The following is a 17534-nucleotide window of genomic DNA, read 5'->3' on the forward strand; positions in this document are numbered from 1 at the left end:
AGCTCTTCTCAGGCTTCTTCAATATCTGGGCCTTTGATCTTATCCCGGTCAACGCCACCTTCAAGCGAAAGCAAAAATGCCGGCAGCAAAGTAAGGTTGCTGATCATGGCAACCAGTAGTGTGATGGATAAAAGGATGCCCAAAGCAACCGTACCGCCAAATTTTGATACCGCGAAGATGCCGAAGCCGAAAAACAGCACCGTAGCAATAAAGATCATGCTCACCCCGGTTTCGCAGATGGTATCTGAAACTATTTGTGAGATACTTTTTTTGCTGTGACGTAACTCATGCCGGTAGCGGGTAATGAAATAGATAGTCTGGTCGGACGAGATCCCCATGGCTATACTGAATATCAATATGGTTGAGGGTTTAAGCGGGATACCGAAAAAACCCATAATGCCGGCTGTGATAACCAGCGGGACAAGGTTTGGCACCAGCGATATAGCAATCATTTTTATACCCCGGAACAGGATCCACATTACCCCTGCTATAAGGGCGATGGCCCAGGCCAGGCTTTCATATAAGTTTTTTAACAGGTAGTTGGTACCTTTTATAAATATAATACTCGAACCGGTTAGTTCAACATGAAACTTCTTGGGGTTGAAAATGGAATCGATGCGTGGCTGTAATTCGGCCAGTACGGTATTCATCTTTTTTGAACCGGCATCCACCATTTCAAAGGTAACACGGGTAACACGGTGTGTGCTGTCGAGATAGGTTTTCAGCAGGCCGCTTGTGCCTTTGCCCGAATTACCGGCATAGTTAAGGATAAAGTTTTGCTCCAGTCCGTCGGGCAGGCGATAATACTCCGGGCTGCCGCCATAAAAGGCCTGGGTGCTGAATTTCAACACCTGGATCAATGATACCGAACGGCTGAATTCAGGGTATGAGGAGATCAGTTTTTCCAGTTTCTCTACCTTGCGGATGGTGGCTAAGTTCATTACCCCGTTTTTGCGTTTGGTATCGATACTAACCTCCAAAGGAAGCACCCCTTTAAAATTCGACTCGAAAAATTTAAGGTCGTGCAGGGTATTATTACTTTGAGGGAGGTCATCTACCACATAGCCGTTAATATTCATTTTAGCCATGCCAAAACCGGCAATGATGATCAATACCACTGTGGTGATGTAAATAACCTTGCGTTTGGTATGCACCAGTTTATCCAGCCTGGCCAGCAGACCGTCCATCAGTTTACTGTCTTTAATGCCGGTTTGGCTTGCCCTTGGTGCAGGCAGGAAACTGAAAATGATAGGTACTAAAATAAGGCTCAGTGCAAAAGTACCCAGGATGCCTATTGAGGCTACCAGTCCAAATTGGGTAAGCAATTCGCTGTTGGTAAAGCATAATACGCCGAAACCTATAGCGGTAGTAATGTTGGCGATAAAAGTGGTGATACCGGCGCGTTCAACGGCAACTTCGAGGGCCGCCATTTTATTACCGCTGATACCATACTCATGAAAGTACTTATTGAGGATGAACACGCAGTTAGGAATACCGATCACCACAATAAGCGGTGGAATGATGCCCGTAAGGATGGTCATTTCGTAATGCATCAGCTGCAGTACGCCCAGGCTAAATACCACGCCTAATATCACAATGATTACCGGGAAAATAACCGGGAATACCGAACGGAAAAACAGCAAGAGGATAAGGCCTGTTATGATTACCGAAAGGCTCAGGAACAATGAAAACTCATGAGCCACAAGGTCGCCAACAACGGTACGGATGAGGGGCAAACCTGAATAGTGTACTTTGATATTATGTTTCTTTTCAAAGGCCTGCCCAAGCTGATCTATCTTTTTAATAATAGGTACGCGAAAAGGTGTGTTGATGATCTTATCATCAAAAGTGATAGCCATTAAGGTACTTTGGCCGTCTTCGCTTATAATCAACCCTTTATAAAAAGGCATGGAAGCAAGCTGCTGTTTTACACTGTCGACCGCGGCTGTTGTTTGCAGCAGACCGGTAACCAAAGGTTTCAGCACAAATTTATGCTGCAGGGTATCCTTTTGCAGATTGTAGATATTGGCGGCCGAGATCACAGCTTTGATACCTTTTACTTTTTTTAACTGCTCGCCTATCTGGTACCAGTCGTTAAAAACATCTTTATCAAAAATATTGGGTGATTTGATGCCGATAACCATCGATGAAGCATCCTGCCCGAAGGTTTTCTTAAATTCGGCATAGCGGATAAAAGCAGAATCGGTAACCGGGAGCACTTTACCGCCGTTGAAGGTGATTTTTACTTTCGAAGCCTGATAGCCCATAAAGGCACTCAGCGCCAAAACGCAAATAAAAATTATCAGCCTGTTTTTAAGAATTGCAGAAGCTATATGTTTCCAGAACATTAGTTATTGATATGTAAGAGGAGGCGCAAAACTACGAAAATTGTGCTATCTGCCTATTAATGATAGTGATAATGTGACAAATAGTTAACCTGCAGTTTATTGAAGATGAAATCTCTTTGTCAAACAAACAAAAACTATGTCATTGCAGGGTACGAAGCAATCGCACAGAAGTATAGCAGCTCTGTATAGCATGAGATTGCCGCGCTATCGCTCGCAATGACATGGGTTTTATTCTTGCCGTTGTTGTCACCACAAGTGTTCGGAAGAAATAAAAAAGCGGGGGATTGTGCGATTCCCTCCCTTGGGAGGGTGTAGGGAGGGGTTTCGCCGATAGGGTTATTCGTTTAAAATGACACATAAACCCCTCCCTGCCACTACACAACTCAGCCGCACCCCTCCCGAGGGAGGGAATTAAAAAATCTTCCGAACACCTGTGATGACAACACCAACAACGGCTTAGATAAGGCCAACTACAATAGCGTAGTATAACCCTTATCAATATTTGCGCCTAAACTTTGTATTTTTGGGCATGAAAAGGTTGATACGCAGTTTTGGTTTTGCGTTTAAGGGTTTGGGGTATGCTGCTAAAACCCAGCCTAACTTCAGGTTTCATTTGGTGGCCGGTACAATAGCTGTAATACTGGGCCTCTTTTTCCGGCTTTCAACTGCCGAATGGCTTTGGCTCATGGCCTGCATTGCCGTTGTGCTCATCACCGAGCTGCTTAATACTTCGCTCGAAACACTTACCGATCTGGTTTCGCCTACGTACAATGAAAAAGCGGGTCATGTAAAAGATGTAGCTGCAGGTGCCGTTGTTGTGGCTGCGCTATTTGCGCTCATAACCGGGATAGTTATTTTTTTGCCGAAGATCATTTTATTGGTAAGACATGCTGCATAAAACCCGGGGCATCATATTCAGGGCTACCGATTATGGTGAGAGCAGCGTGATTGTTCAAATTTTTACCGAAAAGTTTGGTTTGCAATCGTACATCATCAACGGCGCTAAAAAGCCAAAAGCAAAAATAGGCCGGAATATGCTGCAGCCCCTGCACCTGTTAGACCTGGTGGTTTACCACAAAAACACCGGCGGTGTGCAGCGTATTTCCGAATTGAAAAACGCGCCGGTACTGCTTAGTATTCCCTATGATGTGATTAAAAGCTGCATAGCCATATTTTTGAACGAGGTGCTGTATAAAGCCGTAAAGCAGCAATCGCCGGATGAAAACCTGTTCGATTTTATTTTCAGCGCTATTGAATGGCTCGATCATCAAACCGAAAGCGTTGCCAATTTTCATTTGATATTTTTAACCCGCCTTACCCGCTACCTTGGCTTTTACCCCGACCGTTCCATGGCCGGCAATGCCGATTACTTCGATATAAAAAACGGGCTGTTTACCCGTTTCAAGCCTGATAGTGTTTCTTACCTGTCGCCCCCGCATACCCAGAATTTTGGATTAATACTGCAAACCGGTTTTGAAAACATGCACCTGCTTAAGCTCAGCAATGATGAACGCCGTTACCTGATACAAAAGCTGCTGGAATATTATGCCATGCACATTGAAGGATTTGGCAACATTAGATCGGCCGATGTGCTGGAGGAGGTGTTGGGGTAGGTCAGTATTTATTTCCCCGGCCATGCTGAATAAGGTTTATTTGCGCACAAATAATTGCATTGCGGATGATAACTGATTGAATACCTGCAATTAATATAAGCTCGCAAAGGCGCGAAGGCGCTAAGAAAAACCTTTGCGTCTTCGCGCCTTTGCGAGAAATCAATACACAACCGGCGCGAGTATGAAGCGCCGGACAAAGTGTGGGGGACTCGTGACAGCGCTGCATACCCGTGCCAGAAAGCGTGGGCATTGTGGTTAGTTTGTTAAGTATAGAATTTACCTGCGGTAACGGGCGATTATAACTGTTATAGAAAGCCTTAAAATTTTAAATCTAAATACTTAACATTGGCAAATGAAGCCGATTTATTATAATTGAATCTTTTTTCCTGAGAAGAAATATTGAGGATTAAGGCTTCCATGTAGTTAAAAACTATATACCTTAAAAATCTAACACTTTCCCCTAAAATATTGATTCTTTTATCATAAGTAAACACGCAAAGTTTCTTTCCATTACTGGTTCTATCATAAATGTTATCGGGTAAAAATATATTAAAGACAATATCTCTATTTTCCGTTATTCTGTACATACCCTTTGCCATTGGGACAGTCCATTTATTTCCAGTATAGTCCTCAAGATTGATGTTGAGCCCTTCTTTTACAATCACGGAATTATTGCTTGTCGCAAATGTCTTATAATGTACAATACAATTTCTTAAATCTATCAAATACTGCAATTCTTGAGTATCGGCAATTCTTTGATAAACAGAGCAGTCGGTTTTGTTTTTTTCCAAATCAGTTATTGACTTTGGCATTTGCCCCATATTGTTTACAAAAAGAGGATATAATATGTATCGAAGGTTATCTAATGTAATTCGCGCAAGGCTTACAAAGGCATAAAATTCATACATGAGGTTATTTATCTGGGGGGTATGCATTATAAATATATCCGCTTCACTGACAGTGTTCAATCTTAATTCCAACTCTTTAACCACTTCTCGGTACGATGCTATAAGATTATTAACATGATAGATTAATCCTTTTATATGCCAATCTGCATATTCACCAGATAAAAAATGTTCTTCAGACAACTTTTGAAAATCTCTAATTGAGCCGGTAATGGCTTTATGCATTTCTTTCAGATTGTCTTCATAGTCCGTTATTTTGATAGCCATATTATTTAATTATTATAGTATAAAACTACAATAATTAATAATCTAAAATTCCAAAATGATCATCGTGATTCTTTTGATTGTCTATGTGGCCACTCGCTGTTGCATGTGTGCCGCGTGTATTCCGAAGGACAATCAACACCAACTGGTGCGAGTATGCAACGCCAGCAAAAGCGTGGCGTACTCGTGACTTTTTTATAATCAAACCTATTAGAAAGAAAATCTAACTTAATATTTAGAAAAGCCACGAGTCTCCCCGGTACTCAACCTCATTCTGCATACTCGCGCCAGAATATAGACGTGGCCTTGTCCCATCTCCATCCTTAATCTTCATTCATTCGTCGATAAAACTTGTTATTGTAAAACTTAATTTTTACTATTGTGTAATAATGACACAAAGAGTTTGATTTCCTTGCTTTCATTACCGCCAATTATTGCCCTTTAACCTATTTAATTTTTAAACATGAGAATGAGCTACAAGTTACACGTTGCTTTAGCAGGTGTTTTATTTGCCGGTGGCATCCATCAGGCAGTACAAGCCCAAAGCAAAAGCCCGGCACCGCAATTAAGCGCAACAAACGTAAAACAGATTGTTGCCGCCATGACACTCGAAGAAAAATCGAAGCTTGTTGTGGGGATGGGTTTTAAAATGCCGGGCGTACCGCCGCCGGTAAAGGGTAAAAAGCCCGAAGCAGTTGATATAGGCGGCTTTAAATTGCCACCGTCCGATCCGGATGCTTATAATATTCCCGAAAAAGTGCCCGGAGCTGCCGGTCGCACCCACGCCATACCCCGTTTAGGGATCCCTTCAATTACCGTATCTGACGGGCCGGCCGGTTTAAGGATCGAGCCTATCCGCAATGGCGATAAATCAAAAACTTATTACGCTACAGCTTTCCCGGTGGCTACCTTATTGGCTTCAACCTGGGATACGCAGCTTGTAAATAAAGTAGGTGTTGCCTTTGGTAACGAAGTGCGTGAATATGGTGTTGATATTTTGCTTGCGCCGGGGATGAACATTCACCGTAACCCACTGGGCGGCCGTAATTTTGAATATTATTCAGAAGATCCTTTAGTGGCCGGCAGCATGACCGCGGCCATTGTTAACGGTATCGAATCGAACGGGGTAGGTACTTCCATTAAGCACTATGCGGCCAATAACCAGGAAACTAACCGCAACTCCATCAATACCATTGTAAGCGAGCGTGCCATGCGCGAGCTGTACCTCCGCGGTTTTGAAATTGCGGTAAAAAAAGCACAACCATGGACGGTGATGTCGTCATATAACAAACTGAACGGCACTTTTACATCCGAAAGGCGCGACTTGCTTACCACTATCCTAAAAAAAGAATGGGGTTTTAAAGGCTTTGTCATGACCGATTGGTTTGGCGGTAAAGACGCCGTAGCGCAGATGAAAGCTGGCAACGACCTGCTGATGCCGGGTAACCCCACTCAATCTGACGATATAGTAGCAGCTGTGAAAAACGGTACGCTTGATATCAAACAGCTTGACGCCAACGTTGAGCGGATGCTGAACGTGATCATTCTATCGCCAACATTCAAAAAATACAAATATTCTGATGCACCGGATCTGGCCGGTCACGCTGCGGTGGCCCGTGAGGCTGCTGCCCAGGGTATGGTACTTCTAAAAAATGACGACCATGCACTGCCATTGGGTGCCGGTAAAAGGATTGCTGTTTTCGGCAATACTTCATATGATATTATTGCGGGCGGTACCGGCAGCGGCGATGTAAATAAGGCGTACACCATTTCGTTAATGCAAGGCCTGGCTAACGCCAACTTTAAACTCCAGGAAACGCTTTCCAATAATTATAAAGCATATCTTGTTGATATGAAGGCTAAACAGCCAAAGCCTAAAAACTTTTTTGATCATCCTGCTCCAATACCCGAAATGGATGTAAACGCTATCGTAGCTGAAGAGGCCAATGGTGCCGATGAGGCCCTGATCACCATAGGCCGTAACGCCGGTGAAGGTGCCGACCGTAAGCTGGAAAGCGATTATTATTTGAACGATGCCGAGAAAGGATTGATCAGCGGTGTTGCCAGTGCTTTTCATGCTAAAGGTAAAAAGGTAATTGTTGTACTTAACATAGGCGGTGTAGTTGATGTTACCGCCTGGCGCGACAAGGTTGACGGGATTTTATTAGCCTGGCAGCCTGGTTTGGAAGCCGGTAATGCTATTGCCGATGTACTGAGCGGTAAAGTAAACCCATCGGGCAAACTGGCCACTACTTTCCCTGCCGATTATAAAGATGTGCCATCGGCCAATAATTTCCCGGGGACACCTGAAGGTAAACCTACACAGGTTATTTATGAAGAAGGTATTTATGTGGGCTACCGTTACTACGATGCTGCTAAAATCACCCCGGCATATGAGTTTGGTTATGGCCTGTCATACACCAACTTTAAATTCAGTAACCTGAAATTAAGCTCAAAGGTTTTCAAAAATATGATCGCTGCTACAGTAACTGTTAAAAACACAGGTGATGTTGCAGGTAAAGAGGTGGTGCAGTTATACTTAGCCGCCCCTAAAAAAGATCTGGATAAACCCGAGGATGAGCTGAAGGCTTTTGGCAAAACCAAACTGCTGGCCCCCGGTCAATCGCAAACATTAACGTTTACTATCAAAGCAGCCGATCTCGCTTCGTTTTATACCGACAGGCAGGCCTGGATAGCTGATGAAGGAAGCTATAAAGTGAAAATAGGTTCATCATCGCGCAAAATTGAAGAAACAGCATCTTTTAGCCTGGCTAAAGATATTACTGTTGAAAAAGTAAACAAGGCGCTGGTTCCCGAACAAACTATAAACGAACTAAAACTAAAGTAAAACCAACCCGGCCTCTGCAGTATTTTTGCAGGGGCTTTTTTCTTTAACCAGAATCATGAATGATCATGGCCAAACCAATTAAACTGATAACCCTGCTGGCCCTGCTGCCCGCAACTGCCGCAATAGCGCAAAACAAGTGGACAGAAAGAAAAGCAGGCGATATTGCTTTTGTAACCAATACCGGCGGACAAAACTTAGGTTATTCCACCACATCCGGCGTAAAAATATTAACTGTTGACGGGCTTGCTTTTAAAGACCTGAACAAGAACGGCAAACTGGATAAATACGAAGACTGGCGCCTGCCGGTTGATGAGCGTGCTAAAGACCTCGCTTCAAAAATGAGCGTTGAGCAAATAGCGGGGTTAATGCTGTACAGCCGTCACCAGCCTATCCCGGCGGCAGCGGGTGGTCCATTTGCGGGGACTTATAACAATAAGATATTCGCAGAAAGCGGTGCTAAGGCATCAGATCTTTCCGATCAGCAAAAGCGTTTTTTAGAAAAAGACAATGTAAGGCATGTGCTGGTTACATCGGTGCAAAGCCCCGAAATAGCCGCGCAATGGAATAACAATGCCCAGGCTTTTGTGGAAAGTTTGGGTTTAGGGATCCCCAACAATAACAGTTCCGATCCGCGGCATGGTACCGTGGCTACCGCCGAATACAATGCCGGGGCAGGAGGGGCTATTTCCATGTGGCCGGGGTCGCTTGGATTGGCGGCTACCTTTGATCCGGAAGTGGTGAAAAACTTCGGTCACATTGCTGCGCAGGAATACCGGGCTTTGGGGATCTCAACGGCACTTTCGCCGCAGGTTGATATCGCTACTGACCCGCGCTGGGCACGTGTAAGTGGTACTTTTGGTGAGGATCCGCAATTAGCTGCCGATATGGCCCGCGCCTATATTGATGGTTTCCAGACTTCGGAGGCTGAAAAGGAAATAAAGAACGGATGGGGTTATAATAGCGTAAATGCTATGGTTAAGCACTGGCCGGGCGGTGGCGCCGGTGAGGGTGGTCGCGATGCGCATTATGCTTACGGCAAGTATGCGGTTTACCCGGGCAATAACTTTAAGCAGCATATGATCCCTTTTACCGAGGGCGCATTTAAGCTGCAAGGCAAAACCGGTATGGCTGCGGCTGTGATGCCTTATTATACCATTTCCTATAACCAGGATACCAAAAACCACGAAAACGTAGCCAATAATTATAACTCCTACATTATTAACGACCTGCTCCGCAAAAAATACAAATACGATGGCGTGGTTTGTACCGACTGGCTGGTTACCGGCGATGAAACTACGGTTGATTCATTCCTTTCCGGTAAATCATGGGGCGTGGAAAGCCTTACAATAGCACAGCGCCATTATAAAGTGCTGATGGCCGGTGTCGACCAGTTCGGTGGTAATAACGAGGTTGCCCCTGTTACCGAGGCTTACCAGATTGGCGTAAAAGAGCATGGTGAAGCATTTATGCGGGCAAGGTTTGAGCAGTCGGCAGTGAGGTTGCTGCGCAATATTTTCAGGACTGGCTTGTTTGAAAACCCTTACCTGGAGCCTGAAGTATCTAAACAAGTTGTTGGTAAGCCTGAGTTTATGGATGCAGGTTACCAGGCGCAGCTTAAATCGATAGTAATGCTTAAAAACAAGGCAAATATATTGCCTTTACAAAGCGGCAAAACCGTGTATGTGCCTAAAAAATTCACCCCAGCAGGTAGAAACTTTTTGGGAATGGAAACACCTGAAAAACTGGAATATCCTGTAAATATGGAAACCGTTAAAAAGTATTTTAAAGTGACCGACAACCCTGATGAGGCCGATTATGCATTGGTGTTTATTGCCAGCCCCAACAGCGGCGGCGGTTACAACAGCGCCGATGCTAAAAACGGTGGAACAGGTTATGTACCTGTTAACCTGCAATATGGAGCGTATACGGCTACTGATGCACGCGCAACCAGTATAGCAGGTGGCGATCCGCTGGAGAAATTTACCAACCGTACTTACAAAGGCAAATCAAGCACGGCTATTAATGTTACGGATCTGGCTATGGTTACTGATACCTATACCAAAATGAAAGGAAAGCCGGTTATTGTATCTGTTAATATGAGTAACCCGATGGTGTTTGCCGAGTTTGAAAAGGATGCCAATGCCATCATTGTTGATTTCGGTGTGCAAGGCCAGGCATCGCTTGATATCATGACTGGTAAAGTTGAGCCATCGGCATTATTACCGTTGCAAATGCCGGTAGATATGAAAACCGTAGAAGCGCAATTTGAGGATGTTCCCCATGATATGAAATGCTATGTTGACGAGCAGGGCAATAAATATGATTTCGGTTTCGGCTTAAACTGGAAGGGGATTATTAAAGACGGGCGTGTGGATAAGTATGTGAAGAGTGTGGTGAAACCGTAAGGGCAAAATATTCAAAACATAACGGCGTCATTGTGGTATGAAGCAATGACGCTTCTTTTATTATCCTACTTCACAATCCGTTTAGCATTATCCTTTACAAAAGTATCCCAACCGGAATAGGCTTTTTTAGATCCTGTTTTCCCCGAACCAGTAGGAATCCGTTGAAAAGAATGGCAAACGGCCACCGCCAAGCCGTCGGTAGCATCCAGAAAATCGGGGGTCTCTTTAAATTTCAACAGGCTTTGCAGCATAGCGGCTACCTGCTCTTTGGTGGCGTTGCCGTTACCGGTTATGGATTGTTTTATTTTACGCGGAGCGTATTCAGTGATCTCGATGTTGCGTGATAAAGCTGCGGCTATCGCTATGCCCTGGGCGCGGCCAAGCTTAAGCATAACCTGTATGTTTTTGCCATAAAAGGGGGCTTCAATAGCCAGGCAATCGGGATTGTAGTTATCAATAAGGGCTACAGTTTTTTCAAAGATGCGTTGCAGCTTAAGCATATGATCGTCGGTAGTGGGCATTTTAACCACACCCATAGCCAGCAGTTCAATTTTAGGGCCGGTTTCTTTAAGCAATCCGTAGCCCATAACCGCTGTGCCGGGGTCGATACCTAAAATGATCCTTTCCTTTAAACTTACCACCTGCTGCATATGGCTCAAAGGTAACTAATCAAACTAAACTATTTAGCAATACATCCATATATTGCCCCCTGCTTATCATCCTCGCCCCCATCGATTCGAGGTGACCGGTATGTACCTGGCAGTCTATCAGCCGGTAAAGGCCGGTGTTGCAGAGGTAAATGAGCGCGGTCTTTGAAGCATTGCTAACGCGGCTAAACATACTCTCGCCGCAAAAAACATCGCCTACGTGCACACCATAAAGGCCACCGACCAGTTTGTCATCCTGCCATACTTCCACAGAGTGGGCATAGCCTTCCAAATGCAGACGATTATAAGCGGCAATCATATCCGGCACTATCCAGGTGCCGTCCTGCCCTTCACGCGGGGCGGTTGAACAGGCGGTTATTACATCGTTAAAGCTGGTATCAACAGTAACCCTCAACTTGCCGGAACGGAGTACCTGCCGCATGGATTTAGATATCTTCAATTCATCCGGGTATAAAACAAAACGCTCATGGGGCGAATACCACAGAATTGGTGTATCATCACTATACCAGGGGAAAATGCCGTTTTGATAGGCCAGCAGCAAACGTTGAGTGCTCAGGTCGCCGCCAACAGCCAAAAGCCCGTCTGGTTCGGCCAGATCGGGCTTTGGAAATACTAAACGTTCGTCGAGCCTGAATATCATCAGGCACAAATTTATGCTTTACGGCGGATCACCAGCTTTTTATTTTGGGCTTTGGCTATAGCATCCATATAAACCTGCATTTCGGTGTATTTTGCAGCAGGGATCACGTGGTTTTTTAAATTGAATTTGGTAGTGCTTACCACCTGGTTTTTAGCAGCATCATAAACATACTTAACATCATAGGTGCCGTATGTAAATTTAAGACTTTGATCGGCAGGCAGGGCGTCAATTTCGAAACCGGCAGGCAGATCAATAGTAGTAACACATGTTTTTAACATGGGCACCTCAAAATAATAGTCGCTTTTACGTTTTTCTTCTACCGGGAATGTTGATTGCCATAAATCAAACACCCTTGGTTTATAAAATTGCTTACCGCCTGCAGCTATATCACAAAACTTGTCATACTCCAGATCAATGTCAACTTCTTTTACACCATCCTTATCTGTTGATGGTGTAAAGGTAAAAACAGATGGCTGTTTCATATTCAGCATCGTTATCAGCTTTGACTTTTGTTCATCCGTTTTTAAATACATTAAACCAAGGTAATCATCCCTGTAATCGCCGGTGCTAAGGATCTTAACCTTTGCTTTGGCACCGCCATCGGCATCAAGCGTTATTTGAACTTCGCTGTTAAACTGGTTGTCGGTGTCTTTGCTCCTGGGGGTTCTTACCAGCTTGCCGCCCTCGTCGGTAACTAACAATGCATACCTGTTTTCGGTAAATGAGCCTAATTTTCCAAAAGTCTGTGTCTGGCTTGTACACTCAAGCCAGGTAGTATCGCTTTTAAGCGGCACACACAAAATGATGTGGTTAAAAGGATCGAAAGGAAATGAAGGATCGGCCGGCTGCATGTTTGCTCCTGCGTTTATGATGGCATAACATGAAGGGATATCCACCGCCCTAAGCAAAGCCGACATGTAATTGGACAGCGCTTTGCAATCGCCATATTTTTTCTGGTCAACAAACGTTGCCGGAAAGGGCTTCCAGCCACCTATACCCAATTGTATACTTACATAACGTACATTTTTTTGCATGTACTCATATAAAAACTTTACTTTTTCTTTGTCGGTTTTTATATCAGCGGTCATTTTTTTTATTTCCTCAACCCGCTCGGGGCTAAGTGTACATACATCAGCATTGAGTTTTTGCTGCCACTTACCATAGTTTTGCCATGTACTTATGCTACCGGGCACGCCATAAAACTCAAAATCACTGGCAGCAAAATATATCATCGGCAATACCCGCCATCCTTTTGATCCTATTTCATGCTTGAAAGCTTTTAGATTAGTCACTTTCCATGAATAGCTGTCAATTTTATCGGCGGTAGTTTTTTGAGGTTTAATATTGGTATTCCTGTTCATGTACCTAAAGCCGGCATCGCTGTTAATGGAAATGTGATAGTATGCGTTTTGAACAGATTGTTCATAACCCTGGTAAGCCCAGGAACCCAGGTCCATAAGGCTCCTTACATCTAAATCATAAATATATTCAACGGTTGTTGGATAGGTAGCTATGGTATGGCCTATGGCGAGTAATCTATCGTCGGTTGCCATGGTTTCATTGTCAACGGCCAGCCTGTCGTACATGTCGCTTTTATGATATTTTTTAATCAGGGTGCCGTCTGCGCCATAAATCCGCATTTCAAATGAATTTACCATGCTATACTTTTTATTATAGTGCAAAACCTTTTCGGCTTCGTCATTCCCTTTTTCATTTAAAATAGTAATAATGGTATGGAAGCGTTCTTCCGCTTTTCCCGGGCCTGTAAAACTATCATCTTCCATACTATAGCGCACCACCGAGTTTGCATCCTCTTTCAATGAATCGGGGATGGTTGAGGCTATATAAAGGTCTTTAGGAATGGTTTTATCCTGGCTGTAGCTTTTTAAGGTAAAAAAGCATAAAACTGCCGCAATAACCAGCAATTTGTTAAAGTATTGAGTTGACATTGTGATATCAGGATTTTTTGAGTACGACATTTTCGCTGAGCATCTCGTGCAATTTTTTGCAGAATTCATAAAACTCGGGGTAATCTTCTTTAAAATATAATGTTTTTTTGTAATCGATATTAAAACGTACCATGATGGCCCCATCCTGTTCGGCTACTGTGCGTTTAAAAACAATGGAGTTATCAGGCGTAGACATGGTAATACTTTTAGGCATGGCCTCTACCGCGTAACCGTGGGGTATTTTAAACATCCCCGTTAAAGCACAATTATCGCGATAGCCAAAATCAATATCGGTTTTTCTATCTTCGCTTAAAAAGGGGTTTGTATTAAGACCAGTAAATAAATTAGGGGTAAAATAGATGTAATTTCCGTCAGAACTGCTGAGGTCAAGATCGAAAGTAATCTTTTCCCTGGCCGGTAAACTATCTACATCAATATCTTCCATTTTTAATGATGTTATTTTTAACCCATTCCCGGCAAGGTCTTCGGTAAACTTTTTCTCGCCTTCCTTTTTGAATGTGCTAACAACGCTTGCCCTGTTATAACCAAAACTGCTAATATCTGCATCGCCTGTCATTTTGCCTTCAGGCTTAATTTCGGCGTTCAGCATAATAACCTTGTTCATAGGTACTTCATCCTGCATAAACAAAAAGTTAAAATCTTTCTCATCATTATTGATATAAAAGCCAAAGGTGTTTAAAAGGTCCTGGGGAACCCTGTTATAGAGATTATACTTATTTGAAGCATCAAGGATGTAATATTTAGCACTATCAACAGGTATGTAGCTAACCGTGCTGTTGAACTGGTATGAATTTGGATATGCAGGGTTTACGCGGCCATTGCTGCGTGTGCTCACCATCATAGGGTAAACCTTTAGTCCGGCTTTATGCAGCAGCCTATACAGCGCCAGGTTTATTTCGGCCGAGTTTCCGGTTCTTTTTTCCCATGCTTTGGTGGTTCCGTCATTGGTAAAAGCCTGGTGTATTCCATTCCAGGTCATGGAGTTTTTTACCGAGTTAAATAAATATGCGATCTTATCATCATCAGTTTTAAAGCTTTTGACTTTTGCTAATATTGTTTCTTCCCCCGGTAATTTTCGGTTCAGCTGACTCCCAAAGTCGTCACTGTACAAAACGCTTTCGGCCACTTTGTTCCAGGTTTCCTGAAAACCAAATGAGTAACGTTCCGGCAGTCTGACGCTAATTAATTGAAAAAGTATCCGCTCTGAGTTGTCATTACGGGCACCCATATAAGGCTCGTCCTTCAATGACGGAATATTAGCTAATGCCTGGGTATGGATGTTGGCTCCTGCAACTTTATCAACTACAAACGGATAATGAACGTTCACCAGGTTTTTGTACGACAGGATGAATGGGATATCTGTGGTGATTTCACTGTACCTGGTAGGGATATCAGACTGAAAATACCAGTCGGGAAAGTTAAGAATGGACGACGAGGTAAGCCTGAATTTAAACTCAATAACACTCCCGGCCTTTACGTTTGGAAATGCAAATACCAGGGCCGACCGGTATTTGTCGACAGATTCGCTGAAAATTTGCTTCTTATCAACCACGGTAGTAGTGATGGCGCCATTTTGCAGGTTTATTGTTTCGGCTTGTACATCGTTTAAATGTTGGGCATGATTTATATCAAAGTAAACGAGGCGTACATTTGCCATATCTTTGGCATTGTCATTTAATATTTTTATCCTGCGGTGCCTTTCAAATATGATTTCGTAGTCATGATTAAAATATACGCTTCCTTTATCAAACAACACCTCAGCATTTGCATCTTTTTCAAAATCACAGGCCTTCATTTCCAGGTCGGCTTTGTCAATATCTCCAAATTGCCTGGTGCCTGATGTGGTTGTTACCTGTGATTTAGCAGCTGTTGTTATCAGGATTAATATAAAAAAGGTGAACAATTTTCTCATTCTGCTATCTTATCGGTTGACCGTATATTATTCACTATGATTTTTTAAGCACTATCTGCTCGTTAATCATTTCGTACATTTTTTTACAGAACTCATGAAAATCAGCATACTCCTCTTTGAAATATATCGATTTTTTGTGATCGATATTAAGACGTACCATGATCTGGCCATCCTGTTCGGCCACTATGCGTTTAAAAACTATTGAATTATCAGGAGTGGCCATGCTTACACTTTTAGGCAATGCATCAACTTTATAGCCTGCAGGCAGTTTAAAAATGCCGGTTATTGCATAGTTATCGCGATAGCCAAAGTTGATATCGGTAGTACGGTTTTCACTTAAAAACGGGTTGGTCTTAAGGTCGGTAAACAGGTTTGAATTAAAATAGATGTAATTATCATCTGAGCCGGTTAGGTCGAGGTTAAAATTGATATTTTGGCGTAAGGGCAGTGTATCAATATCTATGTCTTCAAATTTTAGCGATGATATTTTAAGGTTGTTGTTATTATCGCGCAGGTTTTCGATATATTTTTTTTCCCCATCGGTTTTGTAATCCCTTATAGCGTTGATCCTGTTATAGGCAAAGCTGCTGATATCGGCATTGCCGGTCATTTTGCCATCGGGTTTAATTTCGGCGTTGATCAAAACCACCTGCCTTACCGGGTCGGTATTTTGTAAAAACGTCATATCGTAAGCGTTATCTGCTTTGTTTATTAAAAAGCCAAACGAATTAAGATAGGTATAAGGAACCTGGTTGTAAAGATTGTATTTGCTTGTGGCATCAAGCACGTAGTGTTTTGCGCTATCAACAGGTATGTAAGCTACGGTACTGTTAAACTGATAAGAGTTTGGATAAGCAGGGTTTATGCGGCCGTGCTTACGGGTGCTAACCATCATAGGATAAACCTTTAAGCCCGATTTTTGAAGCAAATGATAAAGGATGAGGTTTACTTCTGTTGAGTTGCCTGTTTTCTTTTCCCAGGCTTTAACAGTACCATCATTGGTTGTATTATCATAGGATTCATCCCATTTCATGGTATTTTTAACCTCGTTGAAAATGTAGGCTATTTTTTCATCGTCGGTTTTGAAAGTTTTTGCTTTGGCAACAATAGTTTCCTCGCCGGCAAGCTTACGGTTAAGCTGTTCGCCAAAATCCTCCCATTTAATAACGTTTTCACCAACCTTTGTCCAGGTGTCGGAAAAGCTGTGCATAAAGGTGCCGCGAATGCTCAGTAGCTGGAAAAGGATCCGCTCTGAATTGTCGTTAACGGCATCCATGTAGGGTTCTTCCTTTACCGAAGGAATATTGGCCATTGCCTGTGTATGGGTATTGCTTCCGGAAGTTTTATCAACCACCAGCGGGTAATGAAGGTTCACCAGGTTTTTATAAGTGAGTACATCAGGAATATTGGTATTAAGCTCGCTATAGCGGGTTGGCAGGTCGCCCTGAAAATACCAGTCAGGAAAATCGCCGATGTTGTTAATGGTATGCCTGTATTTGTATTCGATAATACTACCGGGTTTTACATTCGGGAATGAGAAAACCAGCGCCGAACGGTTTTTATCAACAGCTTGTGTAAAAATCTGCTTTTTATCGACTTTAATGGGGGTGGCAACGCCATTTTCAAGATTAATAGTTTCGGCCTGTAACCCGGTTATAAATTCGGCATGGTTAGCGCCGTAATAAGTTAACCGGATATTGGCTTCATCTTTACCATTATCGTTAAATATTTTGATACGCCTGTGCCTTTCAAATATGATGTTGTATTGTGTATCGAAATAGACCTCGCCTTTATCAAAAAGAACTTCGGCGTTGGCGTCTTTTTCAAAATCGCAGGCTTTCATTTCAAGATCGGCTTTGTCAACCTTGCCAAAAGCCTGGGCAATTGGGATAGCAGGGGCCTGGGCCTTTGCTACTGTAGCAAAAGCACCCAAGGCAATAAGGGTTAATAATTTATTCATT

General features: G+C 43.2%; 11 protein-coding genes. 4 read left to right on the forward strand and 7 right to left on the reverse strand.

The annotated features are described in order from the left end of the window. Nucleotides 1-8 precede the first annotated feature (8 nt). Nucleotides 9-2348 (reverse strand): efflux RND transporter permease subunit, encoded by a 2340-nt coding sequence (locus ACFFGT_RS32485; RefSeq protein WP_377026682.1) that lies wholly within the window; start codon nt 2346-2348, stop codon nt 9-11. Between the two features lie 529 nt (nt 2349-2877). Between ACFFGT_RS32485 and ACFFGT_RS32490 the strand changes: the two genes are divergently transcribed. Next, nucleotides 2878-3246, forward strand: a complete 369-nt coding sequence (locus ACFFGT_RS32490; protein ID WP_377026683.1) for a diacylglycerol kinase family protein — start codon at nt 2878-2880, stop codon at nt 3244-3246. Next, on the forward strand, nt 3236-3961 hold the full coding sequence (recO, locus tag ACFFGT_RS32495) for a DNA repair protein RecO (RefSeq protein ID WP_377026684.1): 726 nt from the start codon (nt 3236-3238) through the stop codon (nt 3959-3961). Before ACFFGT_RS32490 ends, recO begins: the two co-directional genes overlap by 11 nt. A gap of 317 nt (nt 3962-4278) precedes the next feature. Here recO and ACFFGT_RS32500 read toward each other — a convergent pair whose 3' ends face one another. After that, entirely contained in the window at nt 4279-5133 is an 855-nt protein-coding gene (locus ACFFGT_RS32500; RefSeq protein WP_377026685.1) for a hypothetical protein, read from the reverse strand. Between the two features lie 466 nt (nt 5134-5599). On the opposite strand from ACFFGT_RS32500, the gene ACFFGT_RS32505 reads away from it, so the two are divergent. Together ACFFGT_RS32505 and ACFFGT_RS32510 are read left to right on the forward strand one after the other, a co-directional pair. Next, nucleotides 5600-7978, forward strand: coding sequence for a glycoside hydrolase family 3 C-terminal domain-containing protein (locus tag ACFFGT_RS32505; protein WP_377026686.1), 2379 nt, complete (start codon nt 5600-5602; stop codon nt 7976-7978). A 65-nt stretch (nt 7979-8043) separates the two neighbouring features. Further along, a complete protein-coding gene (locus ACFFGT_RS32510; protein ID WP_377026687.1) occupies nt 8044-10383 on the forward strand; it encodes a glycoside hydrolase family 3 protein in 2340 nt (779 codons plus the stop codon). A 65-nt stretch (nt 10384-10448) separates the two neighbouring features. Here the strand turns inward: ACFFGT_RS32510 and ruvC are convergent, their stop codons facing one another. The 5 genes from ruvC to ACFFGT_RS32535 are packed head-to-tail and all read right to left on the reverse strand — an operon-like array spanning nt 10449 to nt 17533. Then, on the reverse strand, nt 10449-11033 hold the full coding sequence (ruvC, locus tag ACFFGT_RS32515; RefSeq protein WP_377026688.1) for a crossover junction endodeoxyribonuclease RuvC: 585 nt from the start codon (nt 11031-11033) through the stop codon (nt 10449-10451). Between the two features lie 19 nt (nt 11034-11052). Continuing rightward, nucleotides 11053-11691, reverse strand: coding sequence for a leucyl/phenylalanyl-tRNA--protein transferase (gene aat / locus ACFFGT_RS32520; RefSeq protein WP_377026689.1), 639 nt, complete (start codon nt 11689-11691; stop codon nt 11053-11055). Nucleotides 11692-11702: 11 nt separating this feature from the next. Next, nucleotides 11703-13640: a DUF3857 domain-containing transglutaminase family protein gene (locus tag ACFFGT_RS32525; protein ID WP_377026690.1), complete on the reverse strand. Its 1938-nt coding sequence runs from the start codon at nt 13638-13640 to the stop codon at nt 11703-11705. 7 nt (nt 13641-13647) lie between these two features. After that, on the reverse strand, nt 13648-15573 hold the full coding sequence (locus ACFFGT_RS32530) for a DUF3857 domain-containing protein (RefSeq protein WP_377026691.1): 1926 nt from the start codon (nt 15571-15573) through the stop codon (nt 13648-13650). Between the two features lie 34 nt (nt 15574-15607). Continuing rightward, nucleotides 15608-17533 (reverse strand): DUF3857 domain-containing protein, encoded by a 1926-nt coding sequence (locus ACFFGT_RS32535; protein ID WP_377026692.1) that lies wholly within the window; start codon nt 17531-17533, stop codon nt 15608-15610. Between the last annotated feature and the right edge of the window lies 1 nt (nt 17534).

It is taken from the genome of Mucilaginibacter angelicae (assembly GCF_042434235.1).
In the GTDB taxonomy this organism is placed as follows: domain Bacteria; phylum Bacteroidota; class Bacteroidia; order Sphingobacteriales; family Sphingobacteriaceae; genus Mucilaginibacter; species Mucilaginibacter angelicae.